This is a genomic window from Pseudomonas saponiphila (genome assembly GCF_900105185.1).
In the GTDB taxonomy this organism is placed as follows: Bacteria; Pseudomonadota; Gammaproteobacteria; order Pseudomonadales; family Pseudomonadaceae; genus Aquipseudomonas; species Aquipseudomonas saponiphila.
The window spans coordinates 2,382,546-2,398,632 of sequence record NZ_FNTJ01000001.1 but is presented as its reverse complement, the minus strand read 5'-3'; the positions used below and the strand labels follow the sequence as shown (position 1 = coordinate 2,398,632).

The following is a 16,087-nucleotide window of genomic DNA, read 5'->3' as shown; positions in this document are numbered from 1 at the left end:
CTCAGGCAAAAAAAATCCCGCTCAATGGCGGGCGTGGCTGGGTGTTGCAGATTTAGATCAGGCTGCGCGCCTCGGCACGCTTCTCGGCGATATCCGTGGGAACGTCCTTCCCGGTTTCCAGCTTGCGCACAACAAGCCAGTCGGTTTGCTGCAGGTACTCCCTCGCCTCTTGCACCTTTTGGTCATGCTCAGTGAAAGTTTTCTTGCTCTTCGAGAAGTCCATGGTCGCCCTCGATGGTTGGGATCTCTGGAGGTTGTGCAGGGTGATCGGTGGGAATGTCCACGGGGCCATCGGTGGTCACCATCACAGGCTCAGGAAAGCGAATGGCATCGGTAGCCGTGGCTTCGTCGTAGGGCATGAGCAAAGTGACTGTAAGGATCCCGTCGACGGACATCACGGCTTTGTCGGCGAACAGGGGTGATCCGATGGCCTCAAGCGAAAGTTCGTAGCCGGGCAGGAGCGGAGAAAAGTCGAACTGTTCACCGTTGATAATCAGCTTGTGTCCTTTGACGGTTACCGACTCAAGGGGCTGCCAGTGCGGCGCGTACACCGGTGAAAATATGATCGTCACCATGTTATTTCCACCTTCCGATAGCCATATACCGTATGACGTACTTACCGTTTGAGCCGCCGCTGAAGCCGTTAATCGTGCACTTAACAAGATCCTGCCCGGCGCCCACGCAGCACCAAACATAAGCATTCAAAGAGTACGCCACGGTCGGAATCACACCCGCCAAAGTCTTGAAGGGGACGGGGTATGTGAAGGTGTCGTCGTTCCCGGCCCAGATAGACCCATTAGGGTTGCTTGTCGTTTTCTCCGCGCCCCCTTGGGCGTAGCAAATCATGGTTCCGTCTGGAAACTTTACGGCGGTTCCGTTGGCATTCGTAACTACTTCAGCCGGGCCATCAGGAATCCGGTACAGCCCATCCGCGCCAAGAAACTTGAGTTGGTCACCCGCTGCCGGCGCAGGAACTAGCCCTTTAATCCCGGCAGTAGATGCAGTAGCCCCGACGAATGGAGCGGTGTAAAACGCCGCCGGCTGCCCGCCAAGCTTGTCAGAGTCCGTCGCAACTTCGCTCCTGCCCAGCTTTGCGTTCAGCTGTCCCTGCAACTTTGCCAAGGCCTGCAAGACCGTGTCGCCAGCCACGATAGCCGCATTCACAAGCGCTCCCAGGCCTGCAAGAGTCGTTGATCGAACCCTGGCCGCACTGAAGTACTGGTTTGTCGCCCCTTCCGGGACCTGGTCCGTAGAGCCAGGCGAGGACGGAATCAGCACATACGCCGCGCCGCTCCAGCGGTACTGACGCGTCGGATTTGTAGGGCTGTCGCCGTCGTTGATTGCGATGTAGATCTTTCCTGTTTCGCCAATTGCCGGGAAATCGGCCCGCGCTGGAAACTCCAACACATCATCGACGAAACTCGGCAGCTGTGAAGCCGGCACCACTCCATTGACCAACTGAGCAACGGAGGTGCCAAGTGCCACCGCGGGCACTGCTGCATCCGCTTTGGCCTTAGCCACCGCAGCATCCGCTATACCCTGATCAGCCTTTGTCCGTGCTGCCGCTGCGTCAGCAACACCTTGCTCAGCCTTCGCTTGCGCTGCCGCAGTTCGGTTATCGAGCTCCGCGAAGTTGGCATTGATCTTTATCCCGCCATCGCGCAACGGGTCGCCTGTTTCGTCGTTTGGCTCTTGGCCAACGTCAATTGGAACAATGCTCATGGGTGGAATGCCTGTTCGAAAGTTGCGGTCAGGGTGTAGGCATCGCCCCCCATAGCCTTGGGCTGATACTCGGAGCATCGGTAGAGCATTTGATCGCCCAGTGGGTCAGCCCAGAAAAACGGCGTTGCGCCGGCATGCCGGTCGAGAAACGCCATGATCTCCTTGATGCGCGCCTTCTGGCCCGTGAATGTCAGGGGCCAGGACTGCGAGCGGTTGTTGATTCCGTCCTGGGCCCGCTGCTCGTAACCGTCGCCGAACTTGGCCGACTTGGTTCGAAACGCAATGGTCGCCGCCGGATCGTTATTCGGCTTCCAAGTGAAGGTTTCAGTTGCCATATTTTCTCCAGGCATAAAAAAGCCCGCCGGAGCGGGCAACACCAATTAACCACGTCCCCTAATGGCCATGTAGATCTGACCTCCTGGTCGAAGGTCCTTCGCGATCTGCTCCTGGGCGCCCTGCTTGGCGGACTTGGCATAGGCCTGCGCTAGGACCTGGCCATCAGCCTCGCTGGCCCCGCCACTCCCTTCAGGGACGTTGAAGGTCTGCTGAATCACCACCTGGTTATTGCTCGAGCTTGAAGCACCGCCCAACGCTCGAATACCCAGCTGGCCGCCTGACGTCCTGGCCAGCGGAACAATCGCCTCGGGCCCGGCCTCACCAACGACTCCGGTCTTGCCGCCTGCCATACCGAAAGCAGTCGGCTTGCTTACGATGCTGTTCGTGAAGGCGCCGCCATCCTTGAAGAACTGAACGCCGCCATCCCAGCCTCCGCCATTGGCCTGATAGCTGGAGAAGTCCACCCCGGTATACCCGGCCTGCGTTGAACCGGCCGAGGCGGTCCCTCCGCCGAAATACGAGCCCGCAGCAGAAGCGGCCATACCGAACAACGAACTGAGCGCCGAGGAGCTGGCCTGGCGAACGGCGATCCGCGCCATATCAGCGAGCACCGACTTCGCGAAGTCAGCGAACGAGAGCTTCCCCGTCATCGCAAACTGGACGATTGCGTCCTCCATTGAGCCGAAGGCGTTGGTGAACAGGCTCTTGGTCTGGCCAGCAACATCCCGCGCCGACTCCAGGTAGTTCTGCCAGGCCGAGGATGCTCCATTCCTCCAGTCGCCCTGGGCTGCCGTCATGTCGTCGTAGTTGCTGACCACGGTGTCGTGCAGCTTCTGCTGAGTGGCTTCCAGCGCCTGCAGCTTCTGCGTGTACTCATCGAGGCTCATGCCCCGGGAGCCATCGCCGTACTGGTTGGCCAGGTCCAGCTTCTGCTGGTTGATGCGGTCGTCGATCGCGTTCTGCTGGTTGGTCAGGTCGCGCTGGCGATCACCCTGGCCAAGGCCAGCGGCAGAACGCATACCCTGCTCGCGCAGCGTATCGACTTGCTGCTGCAGGGCGCTGGTGTAGGTCTTGACCGCCAGTTCCTGCTTCTTCAGCCGGCCCTCTTCGTTCTTGGCCAGTACGCTCAGCTCAGTGTCAGCGTCCCGCTGAGCCTTGACCATGGCGGCTCGGGCATCGGCGATCTTCTGGTCCAGCTGAATGCGCTGGGCAGCGGAGGTACTGGCCTTGCCCTTCGCTGCTTCGAGCGCCGCAATTTCCGCCTGATAGGCAGCCGTTACCTCGTCCCGCTCATTGCCAATCATGGCCTGGCGTTTGAGCAGGTAGTCGGCCTGGGACACAAGCCCCGCCTTCTGCGCCGCGTCCAGTTCCTTCTGGGCGTTTTTGTACTCGGACAGGATGCCGGAAAGGTTGTTTTTCGAGTTGTTGAAGGCCGTCAGGTCTACCGCGCTGGCGGCAGATTTTGGGTCCTTTTTCTGCTCGTCGATTGCCTTGCGCAACTGGTCATAGGCGCCGCCGGAAAATTTCTTCCCGTCAAACTGAACGCCATCCAGCAGAGCCGACTTCTGGCCAGTTTTTTCCGCGTTCTGATAGAGCGTGGTGAACTGGTCGTTGAGCTTTTTGTAGGCCTCCTGACGCTTTGCGAGCGGGTTCAGGTTGTCCATTTGCTTGTCCAGATCCTTCTGGACCGCAATGAGCTCCTTGTTCGCCCGCGTTTCCTCGCCAGTTGCTACCGCATTACTCTGGCTGGCTGCCTGCCGTGCCTTCAGCGCTGCGAGCCTTGCTTCCAGCGCAGGCGTGGAGTCGTCGTTCTCCCCGTCAGCCAGCCCAAGGAAGGAGTTGAGCGAGCTGAGACCATTCGAAACAGCACCAGCGACACCACCACCTTTACGGGTATCCAGCACCCGCTGGGTGATCTCGATTTGCTTGGCTAGGTCCGGGAAGATCTCAGACCGAATCTCAGCGTAAGCACCCTTGATGGCGACCTTCACCCGATCCCAATCGCGCTCGATGTCCGACAGCGAGTCGCGGTAGTTTTTTAGCCGCTCCTGCGCAGACTGATTCAGGTTTTCACTGAGTGTATCCAGCGCGCGCTGGTGGTCACCCTGCTCATCGATGGCCTTGATGACCTGGTACTGCTCGTAGGTCAGCAGCCCATATTGATCGCTGATCTTCGAGGCCGCTTCCGTTGCGGTGTTGCCGGCATTGGCCAGCGACTTCGCAATATCACCCGCCCCCTTCCCAGTGACCTCACCAATGGCCGCTGCGGCCTCGGCCAGGTTCTGCATCTGGACACCACTGGTGGCCGCTCCTGATGCCAGAGCGATTACAGCCTCGCGCGCACCGGCCAGGTTGCCGGTCAGCGTACCCGCCGAATCACTCATGGACTTGAGACTGGCGACACTTTGCCCCGCATCGTTTGAGCCACCATTGATGGCGCTGTTGAACTCCCGCGCCTGCTTCATGGCGTCGAAGTAGGCATACCCGAGACCACCGATGACGCCCGCCAGCAGCCCCGCGGGTATCAGGGCGGCCGCAAGACTCTTCGCAGAGGCCCCGGCCCCAGCGCCAAGCTGTGCAATAGCCCGCGCACCACTCCCCCAATCTCCAGATTGCAGGGCGTTGGTCAGCTGCATGACGTTTTCTTGAGCCTGGCGGGTGCCGAGCTTCAGCTTGTCGAATGCGCCCTCTGTCGCGGTGATACCGGCCCGATCCTTGCCGACCTTGGCCAAGGCCTCGCCGTAGCGTTCCGCGTTGATTGCGCCAAGGCGGAAAGCCTCATGGGCGGCCTTTTCCTGCGACTCCAGCTTGGCCAGCTTCACATTCAGGGGATCGATGCTGTTGACCGTGCGCTTCAGTGCCTCAATCTGCCGGTTCTCGGCGTCGATCAGGCGCTGCTTCTGCGCCATCTCCTTGGCTTCGGCCTTCTCGATCTTGTCGAAGGATTTGCCGAGACGCTCCTGGTAGGCCTCCTGCTGCTCAATGGTGACCAGGCCACCCTTGCGGGCTCGCTCAAGCAATCCCTCCGCCTGGACCAGCTTCTCCATGCTGTCGATATTGCCGGTCATCGCCCTGTCGAGCTGGCTGATGATGGCGATTTCGCTTGCGGCGCTTGTTCCGGCCTTGCGGCTGGCCTCGACCTGACGTTCCTTCGCACTGGTAGCTTTATCGATGCCCTGGGCGGCCTCCGCCTCAGCTTGGCTGATTTTCTTGCCGGTGTTGGCCAGGCCCTCCCCAGCCTTGCCAAGGTCATCGACGGCCTTCTCTGCCCCTTCGGCAGCGTCGACCAGTTTATCCAGGTCATCGGCAGCCTTGACCGCCTGAGACGACTCAACCGCAATGCCAAGCGAAGCGAAGGTAGTGCTCATTTGTTGTCTCTCTGTTCAGCCATTACGGCCAGGACCTCAGCCTCCATCTGCCGGATGTCACTGAAAATGCTTTGCCTGGAGCTTGCCGGCACGCCACACATTCGAATGACGCTCGGCAGGACGCCGTAGTCCAGGCCAGTAGCGCCGCACGCGCCGACCCGCCACTGGGTGCCCATTGCCTCGAAGACGGTGAAGGCCGGCCAGTTGTCCGGCCATACCTCGCAATCGCCCGTGAGGTCGCCCACCCGAAAGCCAAAGACCTTCAGTTCCTCGGCCAAAGGCTCTTGCTGATAGAGGGCCCGCGCGGCGCTTAGGAGTTTCCCAGGCGGGCCTGGTTGAACGCCTCGGAATATGCGGCCAATACCGCGCTGGGTATCGAGACAATCGAGGTGACCAGAATGCGGATGTTCCGGTCGTTGAACTCTTCTTCGAAGTCCCAGCCGGCCACCACAGCCTTCACCTGATCCACCTGCAGGTCGATTTGGGCTGCAGTGAAGGCTTTCAGGTCCATCTCGTCAGCCTTCAACCCCAGGGCCTTGTGGCGCTCGCCCCACTCAGCGTAGAGCTCGGCCAGGCCGGTCCGGTCCAGGTACTTGAACTCAAACCCCACCTTCACCGGCTCGCCGCCCAGCTGCGGGATCAGCACGTCGGCCTTGAAGGTTGGATTCTGGATCAGCGAGAACTTGGCCATGGATTACACCGAGGTCAGATAGCGGGTTGGCTCGGACTGCAACGCCAGGTTGACCGTCCGAGTCAGCAGGTTGTTGCGCGATACTGCCGGCTGCTTGGAGAACGAGGTGTAGGCCCCGTACAGCAGCGTGTCATTGCCCGGGAGATTGAGCCGTGCAGCCTGCACCTTCTTGCCCGCATCAGCCGACATCAGCACCGCGTTGAAGGGTTGGGCCGGATCATCTGCGATGGTCAGCACCATGCTGGCTGCGGACTTGTCGGTAGGGATCTGCTTGCCCTGGTCGTCTTCCAGGAAGGTGACATCGAGGTAGTTCTGCTCGCCGCCGGAAAAAGCCAGGTCGGTGACCTGCGGAATCAGTACCCAGGTGAGGATCTTCTTCATGGTGCCTGCACCGTTACCCGCCGGGAACAGCTGCGTATCGGTGGTATCGATCCCTTCAAGTGTGATCGCCGTGGCAGTCGCGGCTTTAATCCGCGCCACCTTGTTGTCCAGCTTGCTCCAGCCGGAGGTCAGCAGCACGATGTCGCCGGCGTCCAGGTCGGCGCCCACAACGGTGGCGACAGCCTCGGAGGCGTTGGAAATTGCAGTGAAGGACAGAGCGGTTGCGTAAGTCGCGGCATGCTGGAAGGTGCCGCCGTTCGGAATCTTGTAGCCCATGGGTGTTTCCTCTCTTCAGAAATAACGAAACCCGCTCAATGGCGGGTCTGTGGGGTTGCCCGATGGGCGGAATCAGTTGGTATCGGCGCGGTACTGGAAGGACACGGACACGGTGTAGGTAGTGTCACCCTGAATGCCTGGGCCCTGGTCTGGTGGCGTCATGGTGATCACCGTCAAACCGGCCTTCTCGTTCCGTTCATACAGCGGAAACAGCGCGCTGATCTCATCAGCCAGGCCTACGGCCGGACCGCGGCGCTTGCCCGATGGCGTTACCACGCTGGCCTGGAAGACGCCGGTGTACAGCCGGTGATCGCCGCCCAGGGTGTTGCTCGCAGTGTCTGCCGGCAGCGTGTAGACCCGGAGGTAGGTTTCTCCGTCCTTTGGCGTGTAGGCCTCGTTCTCGACAACCACTTTCAGTGGAGTTGTCCTGGCTTTCGCCCAGGCGATCACCCGAGCTTCGAATATGGACGCAATGAGGTTGTGGCTCATACCTGGTTGTTCCTGATGGCTTCGTCGACGATCTGCTGGAACCTGGCCAGCGTGATCCGGACCATGCCGCCGGGGGCCTGCTTGGAGTGCCCGTACTCGAGCGGCACCGCATAAGGCAGGTTGTTCACGATGTAGGCTGTCTGGCCTGCTGTCAGCTGCCCGACCTGCAGCCGCAGCTTGGCCAGAGTCACGCCGCCAGAAGGGTCGACCTGATCCAGCGTGCCGTCGGCGGGTGTATCGATTGAGAACTGCCAGTTCCCCCGGAAGCGACCGCCGACATAGTCCTTCCCGGCGACCAGGCCGTTCACGTTGAAGTTTTGGTCGCGCTCGGTCTTGGTCAGGGGCTTGGCGTACTTCACGCCGCGGCGCAGCTTGCCGGCCTTGGTGAAGTTGCTTTCGTCCAGGTTGATCAGCGTGTTGCGCACCGAGACTTTGAAATCGTAGTCATCAGCCGCCCGCGTGTTGGCCGCACGGTGCGCCACGTTGGCCGCCCAGATATCCGGATTGCCCACCGGAGACATGCGAATCACGCTGCTGCCGATCTCGATCACGATCTCGCGAAAGGTGGCGTCAATGCCGGCCTGGGCCTGCTCAGCGAACTGGCGGATGTTCTCGGCGAAGCTGCCGTTCCTGCCGGCGTAGCGGTTCATGACCGCACCTGCAGCTCGTACAGAATCGGCGTACCGGCGGGGTTGATCTCTTTCAGCGGCGGAACGATGGACCAAGTGCGGCCCTGAATGATCACCTTGTTCAGCAGATCAGGCGCCCACTCCAGCCCCTGAGCGGCGACCTTGAGTTTCTTGTCGCCCTGCTTGATGAGGCTGTTGTTCTGGAACTCCAGGCCTGTGAAGTCGAGCAGGATGCCCTGGGCCGTCTGCTCGATGATGGTGTCAGGACCGGCTGATCCTGTCTCAGGGTCGTACTCGCCGGGCTTGATGTTGCGGATGGTTACAGGCTGGCCGAACTCTGTGATCATCTCCAGAGCCATCACAGTCATTTCGTCGTAGAAGGCCATGGTGGCTCCGTTTCAACTATGCGCGCACTGCAAACAGCCCGCGCTTCTGGAGATAGTCCGCAAACTGCGTGGCGCTCGGCCGGTCCGGCGCCGCTGGCAACAGACGGCCGCTGGTGTTCGGGATGGTGGCGTACTCGCGGGTTACCGCCCCTTCGACACGCTCCAGGGTTACCGCGCCTTTGCGCTTCTCGATCGGGTCAACATCGTCCTGATGGATCTCGGCAGCCAGAGCCATCTGGCCGTACTGGATCCGAGCCGGCAGGTAGTTGTTGGGCTTGATCTCCTGATCCAGCAGCACTTCCCGGCGCGGCCAAGCCAGAGCCTGCTCGCTGCTGGTCCTGCGCCCCTTCCAGGTCATGCCATCCATTGCCAAGGCGGCCCGGCGAAGAAGCGCTTCTTGTGCAGGCACTTCCACAGGGATGGTGACGCCGAATTTCACGGCGTACATGGCCAGATCCTCGGCGGATGCGTAGCTTTCGGCGTCAGGCTTCCCGGTGCCGTCCTCGATGATGAGTGTCATACGTCAACTCGCTGGAATGGGTGGAGGATTGGCCGCCGGATCACCGGCAGCCAGCAGTATCAGGCCTTGGGCAGCTCGGCAACGAGCTTTTCAAGCGATTCTTTGGAGGCGTTGGCCCGGTACTGCACACCTGCAGCGTCGAGCTTGGCCTTCAGAGCCGCGATTTCGCCAGCCTCGTCATGCGGCGCCGCAGGGGCCGCTTTCTTCAAAGTCTCGAGCTCACCGCGCAGCGCATCGACAGTCAGTAGCAGGCCGTCACGCTCAGTTGTCAGCTCACCGACTGAGGCATGGATGATGCCCAGCGATTCAAACAGGCGGGTCGCCAGCTCGCCAGACCTGGGTTGCTGGATTTCGCCAGCATCCAGACCATCAAGCAGGAGAATGACCGCGCCATTTTCAGCTCGCAGCTTTGCAACTTCGTCTGCCAGCTCACCAGATGCAGGTGCCTTGGCGCTTGGGACAGGTACGGCCGAGGCCTCGACAACCGACACATCAACACCGGCAGCCTCATAGGCAGCGATAATGTCCGGATAGTCGCCGACGACCACCACTGCCGTCGCATCGCGCTCGATACCGCGAAACAGACTTGCAGTCCGGTAGCGCTTGTCCGGGTCGAAGCCTTCAAGCTGGTTCGTGTAAATCAGTTCCATGGAAATCTCCGTAGCGGCCATCGCTGACCGCTTCCAGGGTGGCTATCAGGGCTTAGTGGTCAGCGTAATCATTACGCCGGCGGTGACCTTGTTGCTGTCAGCGTGCTTGACCCAGTTGGCTGCCGAGCCTACGGCGGCCAGGGTTGGGTTGGCACCACCAGCAGACTCTTTCCAGCTGTAGCCCAGAACATCGATGTTCACGGTGCCTTCGGCGCGGTAGCCGATGCCCAGGTTTTCTTCATCGTTCACTGGATACGAGCGGAAGCCCGGGGCCTGGGATTCGGTGATGACCACAGCATTCGGCAGCAGACCGAAGATCACGTCCGCAGGCGCGGTGTCGGTTACCAGTACCGGCTTGCCGAGGGTGCCCGGCAGGCCGCCGTAGATCACGACGCCGGCTTCTTCGTAGATCTTGTTGGTGATGGCCTCGTCGACGATGTCGAAGTAGGCGCTGGAGTGCATGACCCACAGAGCAATTCGGCCGAACTTGTCACCGAACTTGCGCATGCCGCGCGTCAGGGTCTTTTTGCCGTCGGTTTCGATGTTGGCAGTGACCACCATCCCGGCGTTGGAGCCAATCGACGCCCGCAGGGCAGCAGTGGCGTACTGGATGAAACCTTCCAGAGTCGCGTCAGCCACGTCGGCGCCGATGATCTGAGAGAACTCATCCACCGGACGGCCGCGACGCTTGAACGCCTCTTCGGTGGTCTGGTACGGGCCGTACTTCCATGGCGCCTTAACGCCCACAGCTTCGCCGGCGCCGATCTTCTTGGCGGTCACCTTGCCGGTGGAGTTCACGTCGCGGTGTTCCAGCGAGCCGCCGATCTTGTAGAAGGCGCGCTTGCGGAAGTCACCTTCGATCAGCTCGTTGTCGAGGACGATCGCACCATTGGAGGATGCGTTGAACACGTCCAGATTGTCCTGGACACGCTCCAGGTATGCGGTCTGCGCCTCATCGTTGTAGATGATCAGGTCGCTGTTAACAGTGGTTGGCATGGGTGTATCCCCTTACTTGGGCAATGCGAGGTATGCGGTTTGGCCGTGCTTGCGCTGGTAGTCGCGCTTCTGCTCGGCGGTCATTTCGGAGCGCTTGAATGCAGCCTGGCCGCTACCCCCGCCCGGGGCTTGTGTACCTGAAGCCCTTGGCCACAGGTGAGGTGCGCTTTCGCGCAGAGACTCCGCCCATTCGAGTGGTGTCAGAGGGGTCTTGCCGTCCTTGCCGAGGATGACCTCGCCAGATTCATCAACAGCAACAGCTTCGCCCTCCTCGTTCAGGGTGAACACGCCTTTGGCGCGCAGGATGATGTCGTCGGTTGCTTCAGGGAGAGCGCCGGCCTTCAGCGCTGCGCCGCGTACCGAATCGCCCAGGACCTTGCCCTGGAATTTGGCAGCGAAGGCCTCGGCCTTCTCGGCACGCGCGGTGACAGTCTTCAGTTGCTTGTCGTAGTCGCCACGCAGGCGCTCGGTGCGACGGTTGAAGACTTCGTCCACCTTGCCTTCAGTCAGCAGCTTGGTCTCCTCATCCTGGCCGGCCCGACTCAGCAGTCCTTTGACGGCGTCGATGTCGATGCCTTCGAACTGGGTTTCAAACTGGGTCAGCTTGCCGGTGGTTTCCTTCAGCTTGCCCAGCAGCTCGGAGTTCTTGGTTTTCAACCCGGAAACGGATGCCTCAACAGCAGTCGCGATAGCGGCCTTGACTGCCGGGTTTTCCAGGTCGATTTCGTTTTCTTCTGCCACGTTGATGCACCCCTTGGGTATGTGTTGCCCGCTTTGCAGGCATAAAAAAACCCGCCGGAGCGGGTTGGTTTTCAGGTCGAGGTCGTTAAGATCAGTTAGATCTCATTGCGATCAAATGAGCAGTTCATAGTCAAGGAATCCGTATGACGGAAAAGCACGCACACTCACCAATAAAAAAAGGTCGCGTCCCCGAGGCGATATTTGCGGCCGGAATTGCTGCATTCGCGGCACTTCTTGCCACCGCTCTGACTTGGTATTCCTCAGAGCGAGCATTGCGCTTATCCACCACAGAAAGCTGCATCAGAAAGATTGACCAACAAGAGAATGAACTTAGGGAAAAAACCGGCAAGTTTCTGGCGCTGAATGCCGAGTGGCTTGTGACGTCGGAGAATCCAAATTTCAATATCGATGACTACTACAACGCAGGCGCAAAGGCCATTGCCGCTGCTCAAGAGCTTTCCGTAAACGCGCCTCTCAGATTTGGATTGGCCGCAGTAATGGCGGGAGACTCCATCAGCCAGCGCATGAACGCCAAATCTAAAGAAGAAAAAGCTGCCATATTGAAAGAGCTCAAAAGCGACAACTATGACCTCTTTAAATTTTTCTTTGATGAAATGGATACCTTTGAAAAGCAGCGCACAGCGTGTAGCTCACGAGGTTAGGTGATACCTGACCTCTCAAACGCCAGCGGCTCCAACTGCTTCATCTGCACCAAGGTCAGCGGCGCGAAGTTGCGATCAAGCTGCAGCTCTGCGAACCGCTCCACAGTCAAGCCGCCCTCCCGGAACAACTTGCCCCGGACAGGCCCGATTGCCACGTCCTGAAACGCCGCTGGCTGCTGCTGAAGCCACTGGTAGTAGTCCAAGCCTGCGCTGACCTGCTTGGGTCCGTCATCACCGACAGAGGCCCGGGTAGCACCCTTGGCGAATACCGCGCTCAGTTTGGTGATGAGAACGAAGGACGTCCGGCAGTTCGGGTGAAACGGCGGCCTGGGACCGGAGTCAACCGGAAACCGCCGCTTGTCCATCGATCGGCAGGTCTGGCTGGTCTTGCTATCCAGCGTGGCGACCATCTCAACCTCGGACACAATGTCCGTGTTGGCCTTGGCCACCTCCATGCGCGCCTGAGATGACACATGCTGAATCGCGGTGTGAACGACAGTGCTGGCATTGCGGCTGGTTGTGGCCAGGATGCCGTCCTTGTAGCCGGCCGCCTTGGTACCGCGGATGTTACGGATGATCTGGAAGTTCGTCTGCCCTTCGAAGAAGCCCTGCCGGATCGTGCCTGTGACGCGCTCGCGCTCGGCAGTGGTCCAGCTCTTGATGAAGGCCTTCAGCAGCTTCCCGCCACCGGTGCCGCGCACACTGAGCGGTTTTGTCAGGACCGCAGTACGAACAGCGGCAACAGTGGGCGCCGCCACATCCAGCGATACGCCAACCGGCGCGGACCGGGCAAGGCTGGCGGCTTCGAACTCCGCCTCATAGTTGGCAATGTCCACCAGGTCGAGGTTCAGTTGCGCGCTGTAGCGGTCGAAGATGCCCAGCAGCAGGCTATCGACCTCCTTCAGCAGCGTTTCCAGGCGCTTGACGTTGTACTCGGTCAGGTCCGACCGGGTGAGCTGATCCCGGATCGAGCGATCAATCTCCTTGAGGAAGGGAGCGAACTTGCCTACCTCCCCCGCCTTCAACTTCTCGAGAAAGACCGCGTGCCGGATCGTGGCGTCAAGGATTGCTTGGTTTGCCGCCATTGGGTTCGTCCTCGTCGTCCAGGCCCAGGCCGTCGCCCTGCTCCTGCAGCTCGCCATCGATCTGCAGGTCCGTGCGCTCAGGAGCGATCAGCCCCAGCTTGCGCAAGTAGGCTCGCAGGTCAGCCTTCGCAAACCCGCCGTTCTGCCAGAGCCCAACGAGCGCGGTGATCATCTGCGGATCTGCTGTCAGTTCCACGAACTCTTGGTTGACCTGGTAAGCGACCTTCTTGTCAGTGATGCCCATGTACGCGCAGCACCACATGAGCGCCCTGGTGTAGGCCTCACTGACGTTGGCCACGCACCCGGCAAGGACAGAGGTCGATGCAGACTGATCGCCGCGGGCCTCGGTTGCCGTCTTGGACGATAGAGACGCCACGACCATGCGAGCACCCAACTCGATCATCATCTGGTTTTTGTCGGCCATGGCCTCCTTGACCAGAGTGTTGGGTAGAGGCTGTGCGTACCCGAAGGAACCACCAGCAGGCAGCATCATCGGCGCCCTGGAGCCCACATAGACGCCGTTCTTCTCCATCCAGTCGCGCCACTGCTCATCCAAGCCGGAGATCCACGGCTGAGCCTGGCCGCACCAGAAGACGCTGTCTTCATAGTCGGCACTGTTCCGGTAGTGGCCCAGGTTGATCATGGCGATGTCGTAGAGCGGCGATTCATCAATGCTCGGATCATTGTTCTGGGCGCCGACGAAGGTGAACGGGATCTCTTTGAGGCGCCCGGTGCCACCTTCAGGCCTGAACTCCTCAACGATCGCCAGCGGGCCGCCGCCTTTCGGTCCAGATCGCCGCCAGACCCGACAGACGAAGCCATCGGGCTCCAATGCCAGCTCTCGATACTGCTCAATCACCTTGAAGCCGAAGCCGTCTTCCTCCTCCGGCGCTTCTCGCAGCACCACCAGGGTCAACACGCTGTGACCATTCACCATCCCGGTACGCCAGTTGATGATGTCTTCAGCGCAGTAGGACAGGATCACCGAGTGGCCACCGATGCCGTCGTCCTGGTGATAGTCGACATAGAGGCCATGCCGACCCGCCTCCAGCACCTTCTCAAGCGTGCCCTGGGAGTGCTGGTAGATGCTCACGCCGGAGCCATTGGCGTTGTCCTGCAGGTACTCCAGCTTCTTCGACACCGCCAGTGTCGGGTCTTTGTGGAACGCCAGGCCCAGCAACCCGTTTCGGGTGTGCCCGGTGGCGTTTTTGAACACTGCTCGCTCGCGGTAGGCCCGGTTCCGGTCTTGGTTCTCCGGCGACTTGTCATGCGCGTTGATGTACGGCAGCCGGTCGACAACCCGATGCTGGCCGGCACACACATCGCGCACTGTTGCCCATCGGCCCAGGGCCTCGATGTAGTCCGCCCGTTTGAAGGAGACGTCGTTGCTCATCGGGCGTATCCCATTTTAATTGCAGTGACCGGTTTGATGATCGGGTACTCGCGGTGAATGAAGTAACCGCCGCCGTCGTTGGCGTGGTCGTTTCCTTGTGACTTGTCAGGTTCACCATTGGATGCCCATACCTGTTGTTCCAGGCCGTCGGCGTAGGTCGGACAGGTAAAGGGGTTCACCAGGTAACGCCGTTCGCCCTGGGCATTGCAGAACATGGCGTTCATGGCGTTGATCCGGTCCTTTACCGGCGGGTTGGCCGCTGGAGCGATGACCGAGAAGCCGGCCTGCTTGAGCATGGCAATGTCCGTCATGCTGGCGTTGACCGATTTGCGCGAGTCGCCCGAGGCGTCCGGGTAGATCCTGATCTCGCACGTTTTCTTGAAGTCGTTACCGTCGTGCTGCCAGTAGCGCTCCTTGATGCGGCGGATCATGTCCGGCGTGTCGTAACCGTCGATCAGCTCATCGACCGCCCTGGGCAGCCCCTGGTCGCGTTTGACGTGGGTGATCGCGGCCATCTTGCCGACGTTGAAGTCCATACCGATAAACAGCGGCTCGCCAGCCTGGACCGTGTCGAAGCACTGGTTCAACTTGCGGTCGTAGGCGTGGTAGATCGAGCCCGAGGTCAAGTTGACGAACTGGCCGTTCAGATAGGCCCTGATCAGCTGCTCAGGGTACGACTCCATCAGCGATGGGATGTAGTCGTCGGGCAGGTTCAGCTCGTTGTCGAAGGTGCTGGCCTGGACCAGGCCATACATCTCCTTGAGCGCCGGCTTGTCGCGCAGCTGCTTCACGAACTGCTGGAAGACGAACTTGAAGCCCTCAGGCGTCGTGGTGACATCTACCCCGTTCTTCAGGCCCGTCAGGTTGTAGCGCATCCGGGCAATGATCTTGCGCCAGGCCTGCTGAGCCTTGATCGACGTCAGCACGTCCAGTTCATCCACCAAGGCGTGGCCGATCTTGAAGCCGACAATGGTCTGCGGCTTCTCCATCGACCGGCAGATCACAGTGCCGCGGCATTGCCGGCCGCTATAGATGTGAACCTCATGGTTCGCCTGGTTGATCTTGGTCTTCAGCCCCCAGTCGTAGGCCACCTCATCCATGGTCGGATAGAAGATGTCCCGGATCTGCGGATAGGTTGGCGCGAAGTAGCCAGCGTTGACGCCGGGCCACTCCATGAAGTGCTTGCTCAGCGCCGAGCAGCCTACCCAGGTCTTCCCCGAGCCAAAGCCGGCAACGAAGGCGCGGAACTTGTGGGGCAGCGTGAGGAACTGAGCCTGAGGAATGTTAAGGCTCGGCATTCGGCTTCCTCGCATCCACCACGTCGACCTGAATGCGGGTGGGGATCAGCGGCTCATCGTCTGGCTCTTCCTTGCGGGTACGATTGACGTACATATCCCCGCACTCCTTGGCGGCCTGCTCGTAAAGCTGGGCAGTCAGGGCGAGGTTACGCATGCTCTCGGCCTTCTCGGCCATCCTGGCCAGGCCGCGGAGGCGAAACGCGCGGTTGGCGATTGGGATATCAGCAGTGTCCTCTCGGAAGCGCTTGCGGGTCTCCTCGAACAGCTGCTTCCACTTAACCGCGAGCCCTTTCCCGGACACCTTCGTTGGGTCATGCGATTCAATCTGCTGGCGGGTGATAGACAGGCCGAATTCCTTTTGGACCGACTCGACCACCTGGGAAGGCGTATCGAAGCAGGCCAAGGCCTGAATTACGAAGACCTTCACCTCACTTGATAGGGCTGCCATAGGCGTTCATCCGTCC

General features: G+C 60.3%; 20 protein-coding genes. 1 reads left to right on the top strand and 19 read right to left on the bottom strand.

The genetic code is table 11. The features are described from left to right. Positions 1-52: 52 nt before the first annotated feature. The 15 genes from BLV47_RS36170 to BLV47_RS11300 form a co-directional block, all read right to left on the bottom strand. Positions 53-223: a hypothetical protein gene (locus tag BLV47_RS36170; RefSeq protein WP_167365644.1), complete on the bottom strand. Its 171-nt coding sequence runs from the start codon at positions 221-223 to the stop codon at positions 53-55. Then, positions 189-575: a hypothetical protein gene (locus BLV47_RS11365; protein ID WP_208605255.1), complete on the bottom strand. Its 387-nt coding sequence runs from the start codon at positions 573-575 to the stop codon at positions 189-191. The genes BLV47_RS36170 and BLV47_RS11365 overlap by 35 nt, the downstream gene beginning before the upstream one ends. Before the next feature lies 1 nt (position 576). After that, complete coding sequence (locus tag BLV47_RS11360; RefSeq protein ID WP_092313458.1) at positions 577-1,722, bottom strand: hypothetical protein; 1,146 nt, start codon at positions 1,720-1,722, stop codon at positions 577-579. Next, positions 1,719-2,057, bottom strand: a complete 339-nt coding sequence (locus tag BLV47_RS11355; RefSeq protein WP_092313455.1) for a phage tail protein — start codon at positions 2,055-2,057, stop codon at positions 1,719-1,721. The genes BLV47_RS11360 and BLV47_RS11355 overlap by 4 nt, the downstream gene beginning before the upstream one ends. Positions 2,058-2,102: 45 nt before the next feature. Beyond that, positions 2,103-5,426 (bottom strand): phage tail tape measure protein, encoded by a 3,324-nt coding sequence (locus tag BLV47_RS11350; protein ID WP_092313452.1) that lies wholly within the window; start codon positions 5,424-5,426, stop codon positions 2,103-2,105. Next, entirely contained in the window at positions 5,423-5,671 is a 249-nt protein-coding gene (locus BLV47_RS11345) for a DUF1799 domain-containing protein (protein ID WP_092317170.1), read from the bottom strand. Before BLV47_RS11345 ends, BLV47_RS11350 begins: the two co-directional genes overlap by 4 nt. A gap of 65 nt (positions 5,672-5,736) precedes the next feature. Then, a complete protein-coding gene (locus tag BLV47_RS11340; protein WP_092313449.1) occupies positions 5,737-6,117 on the bottom strand; it encodes a phage tail assembly chaperone in 381 nt (126 codons plus the stop codon). Between the two features lie 3 nt (positions 6,118-6,120). After that, complete coding sequence (locus BLV47_RS11335) at positions 6,121-6,774, bottom strand: phage tail protein (protein ID WP_092313446.1); 654 nt, start codon at positions 6,772-6,774, stop codon at positions 6,121-6,123. A gap of 72 nt (positions 6,775-6,846) precedes the next feature. Beyond that, positions 6,847-7,263: a phage tail terminator-like protein gene (locus BLV47_RS11330; RefSeq protein ID WP_092313443.1), complete on the bottom strand. Its 417-nt coding sequence runs from the start codon at positions 7,261-7,263 to the stop codon at positions 6,847-6,849. Next, positions 7,260-7,913, bottom strand: coding sequence for a hypothetical protein (locus BLV47_RS11325; RefSeq protein WP_092313440.1), 654 nt, complete (start codon positions 7,911-7,913; stop codon positions 7,260-7,262). The genes BLV47_RS11330 and BLV47_RS11325 overlap by 4 nt, the downstream gene beginning before the upstream one ends. Next, positions 7,910-8,278, bottom strand: coding sequence for a hypothetical protein (locus BLV47_RS11320; protein WP_092313437.1), 369 nt, complete (start codon positions 8,276-8,278; stop codon positions 7,910-7,912). Before BLV47_RS11320 ends, BLV47_RS11325 begins: the two co-directional genes overlap by 4 nt. A 16-nt stretch (positions 8,279-8,294) precedes the next feature. Continuing rightward, positions 8,295-8,798, bottom strand: a complete 504-nt coding sequence (locus BLV47_RS11315) for a DnaT-like ssDNA-binding protein (RefSeq protein ID WP_092313434.1) — start codon at positions 8,796-8,798, stop codon at positions 8,295-8,297. A gap of 59 nt (positions 8,799-8,857) precedes the next feature. Further along, complete coding sequence (locus BLV47_RS11310; RefSeq protein ID WP_092317167.1) at positions 8,858-9,448, bottom strand: hypothetical protein; 591 nt, start codon at positions 9,446-9,448, stop codon at positions 8,858-8,860. Between the two features lie 45 nt (positions 9,449-9,493). Next, complete coding sequence (locus BLV47_RS11305) at positions 9,494-10,444, bottom strand: major capsid protein (RefSeq protein WP_092313431.1); 951 nt, start codon at positions 10,442-10,444, stop codon at positions 9,494-9,496. A gap of 12 nt (positions 10,445-10,456) precedes the next feature. After that, positions 10,457-11,185: a hypothetical protein gene (locus tag BLV47_RS11300; protein ID WP_092313428.1), complete on the bottom strand. Its 729-nt coding sequence runs from the start codon at positions 11,183-11,185 to the stop codon at positions 10,457-10,459. Between the two features lie 143 nt (positions 11,186-11,328). On the opposite strand from BLV47_RS11300, the gene BLV47_RS11295 reads away from it, so the two are divergent. Beyond that, positions 11,329-11,847: a hypothetical protein gene (locus BLV47_RS11295; RefSeq protein ID WP_092313425.1), complete on the top strand. Its 519-nt coding sequence runs from the start codon at positions 11,329-11,331 to the stop codon at positions 11,845-11,847. On the opposite strand, the gene BLV47_RS11290 is transcribed toward BLV47_RS11295, so the two are convergent. From BLV47_RS11290 to BLV47_RS11275, 4 genes are read right to left on the bottom strand one after another with little or no spacing between them, the layout of a single operon-like run. After that, entirely contained in the window at positions 11,844-12,932 is a 1,089-nt protein-coding gene (locus tag BLV47_RS11290) for a minor capsid protein (RefSeq protein WP_092313422.1), read from the bottom strand. The genes BLV47_RS11295 and BLV47_RS11290 overlap by 4 nt on opposite strands. Next, positions 12,907-14,325: a DUF4055 domain-containing protein gene (locus BLV47_RS11285; RefSeq protein WP_092313419.1), complete on the bottom strand. Its 1,419-nt coding sequence runs from the start codon at positions 14,323-14,325 to the stop codon at positions 12,907-12,909. The genes BLV47_RS11290 and BLV47_RS11285 overlap by 26 nt, the downstream gene beginning before the upstream one ends. Next, positions 14,322-15,623: a terminase large subunit domain-containing protein gene (locus tag BLV47_RS11280; protein WP_092313416.1), complete on the bottom strand. Its 1,302-nt coding sequence runs from the start codon at positions 15,621-15,623 to the stop codon at positions 14,322-14,324. Before BLV47_RS11280 ends, BLV47_RS11285 begins: the two co-directional genes overlap by 4 nt. After that, complete coding sequence (locus BLV47_RS11275) at positions 15,610-16,071, bottom strand: DUF2280 domain-containing protein (RefSeq protein WP_092313413.1); 462 nt, start codon at positions 16,069-16,071, stop codon at positions 15,610-15,612. The genes BLV47_RS11280 and BLV47_RS11275 overlap by 14 nt, the downstream gene beginning before the upstream one ends. Positions 16,072-16,087: the final 16 nt, after the last annotated feature.

Excerpts from the sequence above, each read along its gene's own strand:
- BLV47_RS11280 (WP_092313416.1), bottom strand. The coding sequence starts at position 15,623 with ATGCCGAGCCTTAACATTCCTCAGGCTCAGTTCCTCACGCTGCCCCAC.
- BLV47_RS11275 (WP_092313413.1), bottom strand. The coding sequence starts at position 16,071 with ATGGCAGCCCTATCAAGTGAGGTGAAGGTCTTCGTAATTCAGGCCTTG.
- BLV47_RS11315 (WP_092313434.1), bottom strand. The coding sequence starts at position 8,798 with ATGACACTCATCATCGAGGACGGCACCGGGAAGCCTGACGCCGAAAGC.
- BLV47_RS11310 (WP_092317167.1), bottom strand. The coding sequence starts at position 9,448 with ATGGAACTGATTTACACGAACCAGCTTGAAGGCTTCGACCCGGACAAG.
- BLV47_RS11355 (WP_092313455.1), bottom strand. The coding sequence starts at position 2,057 with ATGGCAACTGAAACCTTCACTTGGAAGCCGAATAACGATCCGGCGGCG.
- BLV47_RS11325 (WP_092313440.1), bottom strand. The coding sequence starts at position 7,913 with ATGAACCGCTACGCCGGCAGGAACGGCAGCTTCGCCGAGAACATCCGC.
- BLV47_RS11335 (WP_092313446.1), bottom strand. The coding sequence starts at position 6,774 with ATGGGCTACAAGATTCCGAACGGCGGCACCTTCCAGCATGCCGCGACT.
- BLV47_RS11350 (WP_092313452.1), bottom strand. The coding sequence starts at position 5,426 with ATGAGCACTACCTTCGCTTCGCTTGGCATTGCGGTTGAGTCGTCTCAG.
- BLV47_RS11295 (WP_092313425.1), top strand. The coding sequence starts at position 11,329 with ATGACGGAAAAGCACGCACACTCACCAATAAAAAAAGGTCGCGTCCCC.
- BLV47_RS11290 (WP_092313422.1), bottom strand. The coding sequence starts at position 12,932 with ATGGCGGCAAACCAAGCAATCCTTGACGCCACGATCCGGCACGCGGTC.
- BLV47_RS11365 (WP_208605255.1), bottom strand. The coding sequence starts at position 575 with ATGGTGACGATCATATTTTCACCGGTGTACGCGCCGCACTGGCAGCCC.
- BLV47_RS11285 (WP_092313419.1), bottom strand. The coding sequence starts at position 14,325 with ATGAGCAACGACGTCTCCTTCAAACGGGCGGACTACATCGAGGCCCTG.
- BLV47_RS11360 (WP_092313458.1), bottom strand. The coding sequence starts at position 1,722 with ATGAGCATTGTTCCAATTGACGTTGGCCAAGAGCCAAACGACGAAACA.
- BLV47_RS36170 (WP_167365644.1), bottom strand. The coding sequence starts at position 223 with ATGGACTTCTCGAAGAGCAAGAAAACTTTCACTGAGCATGACCAAAAG.
- BLV47_RS11330 (WP_092313443.1), bottom strand. The coding sequence starts at position 7,263 with ATGAGCCACAACCTCATTGCGTCCATATTCGAAGCTCGGGTGATCGCC.
- BLV47_RS11305 (WP_092313431.1), bottom strand. The coding sequence starts at position 10,444 with ATGCCAACCACTGTTAACAGCGACCTGATCATCTACAACGATGAGGCG.
- BLV47_RS11340 (WP_092313449.1), bottom strand. The coding sequence starts at position 6,117 with ATGGCCAAGTTCTCGCTGATCCAGAATCCAACCTTCAAGGCCGACGTG.
- BLV47_RS11320 (WP_092313437.1), bottom strand. The coding sequence starts at position 8,278 with ATGGCCTTCTACGACGAAATGACTGTGATGGCTCTGGAGATGATCACA.